This window comes from Microcystis sp. M44BS1, assembly GCF_020244875.1.
Taxonomy (GTDB): domain Bacteria; phylum Cyanobacteriota; class Cyanobacteriia; order Cyanobacteriales; family Microcystaceae; genus Microcystis; species Microcystis panniformis.
Genome location: NZ_JADBVM010000155.1, coordinates 1 through 4,616 on the forward strand (window position 1 = coordinate 1; position 4,616 = coordinate 4,616).

Here is a 4,616-nt window from a genome sequence, read left to right on the forward strand (position 1 = left end):
AAATTTTTGCCTCAAACCCTATCGGCGTAAGAACTTCAGGATTTTGTGTCCAGTAGTTCATTAGTATTTCATTGCTTGAACTCAGGCTCTGTAAGACTTTTAGCCATAGCTAGTATGTTTATACGGGGGAAGTCCAGGTATAAATCCCCGTTACAAAAACGGCCGACCGCCCCCTGCCTCCGTTATGGGGTTCTATAGGGGAATGCTCCTATAGGTAAAAGCTCTCAGCGTCAAGTACCAGAGAAACCAAGTATTTTAGAGGTTTTGAACTGTATCGTAGGGGCCTCCGAGAACAGGCTTCTGTAAGGGAGCGAAAGTCTGAGGAGAGAACCACCTCTGGGTGGGATTTCGCCAGGAATCTAATTCAAGTGGACTCGTTGAGCCATAAATTCACAGCAGTGATGCTAGAAGAATCCACGTCCGTAAACGGACGTGGGGTACGTCAAACTCTGTAAACGAAGTCGAGATTGGTCATGCCAGCCGCGGCACCAGCCCCAACATTGGCCATTAGGTAACTACCGACGACGGTGGAATCGTTATACCAGATGTCGCCGTTGCTAGTGTTGACGTAGATGCCGGCGGGGTTTCCCGATGCTCCCCCAGTGAACCCCGCTCCCTTGAAGAACCAGGCAGCGTTAAGGACACTTCCGTTCGCATTAGCACTATTAAAGACCAGACCCTTGATCCCCATACCAAGGGAGCCGGTCAAAGTGCCGTCAAGACTGTTCGCCAGAATGATTGTGTCATTGGCTACGGAGAAGTCGGTGATCAGATCACTGTTCTCTACGTTGTCGAACCTGAAGAAATCGTTTCCAGCACCACCAGTAAGAGTATCCAGACCCAAGTCGCCATTGAGGGTGTCGTTACCAAGGCCGCCATTGAGGACATTGCTGCCACTGTTGCCCGTGAGGACGTTGTTTTTGCCATTGCCAGTAGCGTTGATATTGGCATCTCCCGTCAGGGTCAAGTTCTCAATCCCATATCCTTGCTTACCAGGTGTCCCCGGTGCTAGAGAATAAGTGACTGAGGCAAATACCGTATCAGCCGTCCCACCTAGGGCATCGTCGGAGCTTTCTTTCACGATATCGCCCACATTGTCCACGTAGTAGGTGTCGTTGTTATCACCACCATCCATCAAGTCAACACCAACACCGCCATCGAGGGTGTCATTATCCGCTGCACCATTAAGAGTGTCATTACCTCCCCCTCCAGCTAGGGCATCGGCAAAGCTTGTCCCGACCAAGTTGTTATTGTCCAAGTTACCATCATTGTCAAGAATGGTGGCCGTAGCCGTGTCGGGTCCACTGATAGTGTAGCCGACGGGGGCGGTAATTGTGGTGATGATGGTTTCGCTGGGATCACTCAAGAGGTCATCTTTGGTGGGCAGAGTGATGGTAGCTTTGGAGGAACCTGCCGCAAAGGTGACGCTGTTAGGAGTAGTGCCTGTGTAGTCAACACCTGGAGTCGCTGTCCCCCCTAGGGTGTAGTTGACGGTTAAGGCACTGGAGAGGTCGCCGGTGCGGGTGAGGGTAAAGACACTGCTCACTGGACCTGCTTCCTTCCCATCGGTGGTTTTCACCAGAGTGAGGGTGCCAAGGTCGTCATCGATGATCGTCGCCGTAGCCGTGTCGGGTCCAGTGATAGTGTAGCCAGCGGGGGCGGTAATTGTGGTGATGATGGTTTCGCTGGGCTCACTCAAGAGGTCATCTTTGGTGGGCAGAGTGATAGTGGCTTTGTCCGCACCTGCCGCAAAGGTGGCTTGGCCTAAACTGGGATCATTGTAGTCGCTGCCGAGGGTAGCAGTACCCGCCAAGGTGTAGTTGACGGTTAAGGCACTGGAGAGGTCGCCTGTACGAGTCAGGGTAAAGACACTGCTCACTGGACCTGCTTCGTTACCATCGGTGGTCTTGGCGATCGAGATTGATTTTGTCGTAACACCGCCATCACCATAGATTTTGACATCATCAAGGTTCCACGAACTTACTGTATATACATCAGAGCTACCAACATTGAACCCGAAACGAATTTGAGTTGAGGCACTCTTGTAGGCACTAATATCAAATTGTTGAGGGGTCCAAGCGTTATCTTGGACTTCTGGAGAAGCTCCTGAACTCCAGAGATTGACCCAGCTAGAACCGTTGAAGATCTCAACTGTGTTCTGCATATAGGGAGTGTAGTCACTATTGAGCCAACGGGCAAATTCAAAGAACAATTGATTGGCCGTGCTGGTGTTGATAACCGGACTGGTTAAATAATAGAAGCCGTGCAAGGCTGTAGAGGCATTTCCACCAATAACAACCCCAGCTACACCATTATCGGCTGTGGGAGTATTGTCCGTTCCGGGATCAGGGTTGCCATAATTTTGACCCGTAGAAGTTGTGGCGGCACCGATTTGCCATTCTGTCCCCAGAGTCCAACCCTGGCTGTTATTGGCAAAATCATCCGAGAAGTAGGTGGTAAATCCTTCCTCAGAAATAATAGTTCCCGTTGCTGTATTAGGAGAACCATCAATGTAGCCCGTCCCAGAATTGACGGTTAAAATAACTGATTCGCTGTTTTCCTGTACGGTGTCAGCAATCGGATCAACCTCGACCGTTGCCGTTGTCGCACCGGGGGCAAAAGTGACGGTTCCTAATTTCGTCGTCGGGTCAAAGGTGACAGCACTACCTGTTAATAGGTTGTAATCGGCTGGGTCGCTTCCCACCGGAGCAGCGTTGGCTATGCCACTCGCCCCGAAGTTAACGGTCAGGGGAGAACTCAGGTTTAAGTTAGTGCGAGTAAAGGTATAAACCAAGTTAGTCGTACCGTCTTCCTGCACACTGGCCGGGCTGACACTGACGGTTACGGAAGGTAAGTTAGCCGCCAAAGCATTAAAAACATTGAGCCGCTTACCAGAAACCGTTTTCCCTGCTAAAGCCGCAATCGGATCCCCCGTGTTCATTAAGGTGTTTTTCACCTGTTGTGCCGTCCAGGTGGGATTTTGTGACCACAACAAAGCCGCCGCCCCGGTGACATGGGGACTGGCCATGGATGTCCCTGAAAGGGTCGCATATCCACCACCAGGAGCCAGACTGTAAATGTCTGAACCAGGCGCACCTAAATCTACGCTGGTTAAGCCATAGTTAGAAAAGGAAGAGAGAGCATCGGTGCGGGTGGTAGAAGCAACGGAAATAATATTAGGGAGGTCGTAGCTGGCAGGATAGGAGGGGCTTGTGTCAGTGTTTTTTGCATCATTACCAGCCGCCGCAATAAATAAAGCTCCCGCCTGACCCGCCGCGTTAATCGCATCGTAGAGGGCTTGACTATAAACGCCGCCTCCCCAGGAGTTATTGGTGAGCTTAACTCCTTTGGCCGTCGCATAGTTAATTGCCAAAATAGCATTGGAGGTAGAGCCTGATCCTTGATCATTCAAAAACTTCAGCGGCATGATTTTGGCATTCCAAGCCACCCCCGTCACGCCGACCCCATTATTTCCTTTGCCAGCAATGGTTCCCGAAACATGGGTTCCGTGACCATGAACATCACTGGGGTCATTGTCGTTATAGGCAAAGTCCCAACCGTGAATGTCATCAATGTAGCCATTGCCATCGTTGTCAATGCCATCTCCGGCAATTTCCCCCGGGTTTGTCCAGATATTACCGGCCAAATCGGGATGATTGTAGTCAACTCCCGTATCAATGACCCCAATCACTAAATTAGGATTGCCAGTTTGAATGTCCCAGGCTTCAGGGGCATCAATATCGGCATCGGGAGTACCACCATTTTGTCCGGTGTTATGCAGTCCCCAAAGTTGATTAAAACTGGGGTCATTGGGGAATGTCGCCTGGGTACTAATTGTACCCAGCGTCCGAATATAGTCGGGTTGTATGTATTCAAAAATCGGATTGGAGCGATATTTTGCCAGAATCTTCTCCACAGAGAGCGACCCCGATAACTTCCAAACCTGCGCCCCCGTTAGCCTAATCGTCTGGGTGCTGACAGCACCAAAGAGGGACTGAAACTGAGCAACTTGGGCGCTGGCGATCCCTTGCTTAAACTTGACAATGAGTTGATTGGGAGCATAAGGGGCAAGAGTGCTAGTTGCTGCCGGTTCTAGCTCTGAGGTGACGGGGTCGGCAGTGGGTACAGAGGCAGGACCCGACGCTGGACTGGTGGTGACGGGGGCAGCGGTGGGTACAGAGGCAGGACTCGACGCTGGACTGGTGGGATAACCAGAAGAGTTAATACTGAGGGAAGCGGGAAAGACCACTTGACTCGTAGTAGCAGGGGAGACTGGAACCGTGGGGGCCTCCGAGGAGACTTTAGATGGGGAGGGGTTAGAGTTCAGGACTCCTAAGGGAGAAGTTTCCCTCGATACAGTTAAATCGTGGGAACCTGTTAAATCAAAGGTGATTGGAAAGGATTGCTCAAAACTCAAAGAATCTGCTGGAGATGTCATATTTGTACTAGATAAATCGGAACTTACTTGTGTCGTCTTCATCGGAAATTTTGGGTCTGAAACCCCGCCGTTCTAGGTTGGCTTTACGTTAGAATTAAAAGGCCAGTCTCGAAAACCAAGTGGACGGCGCAGCACCTTGAAAACTCGGCTTAGGGGGTTCCGACCAGAAAAGCTTGGC

The 4,616-nt window shown here is 50.9% G+C and carries 1 protein-coding gene; it reads right to left on the reverse strand.

The window, feature by feature from the left end:
• Positions 1 to 442: 442 nt before the first annotated feature.
• Positions 443 to 4,480 (reverse strand): S8 family serine peptidase, encoded by a 4,038-nt coding sequence (locus IM515_RS12640; RefSeq protein WP_287628428.1) that lies wholly within the window; start codon positions 4,478 to 4,480, stop codon positions 443 to 445.
• Positions 4,481 to 4,616 lie beyond the last annotated feature (136 nt).

Excerpts from the sequence above, each read along its gene's own strand:
- IM515_RS12640 (WP_287628428.1), bottom strand. The coding sequence starts at position 4,480 with ATGAAGACGACACAAGTAAGTTCCGATTTATCTAGTACAAATATGACA.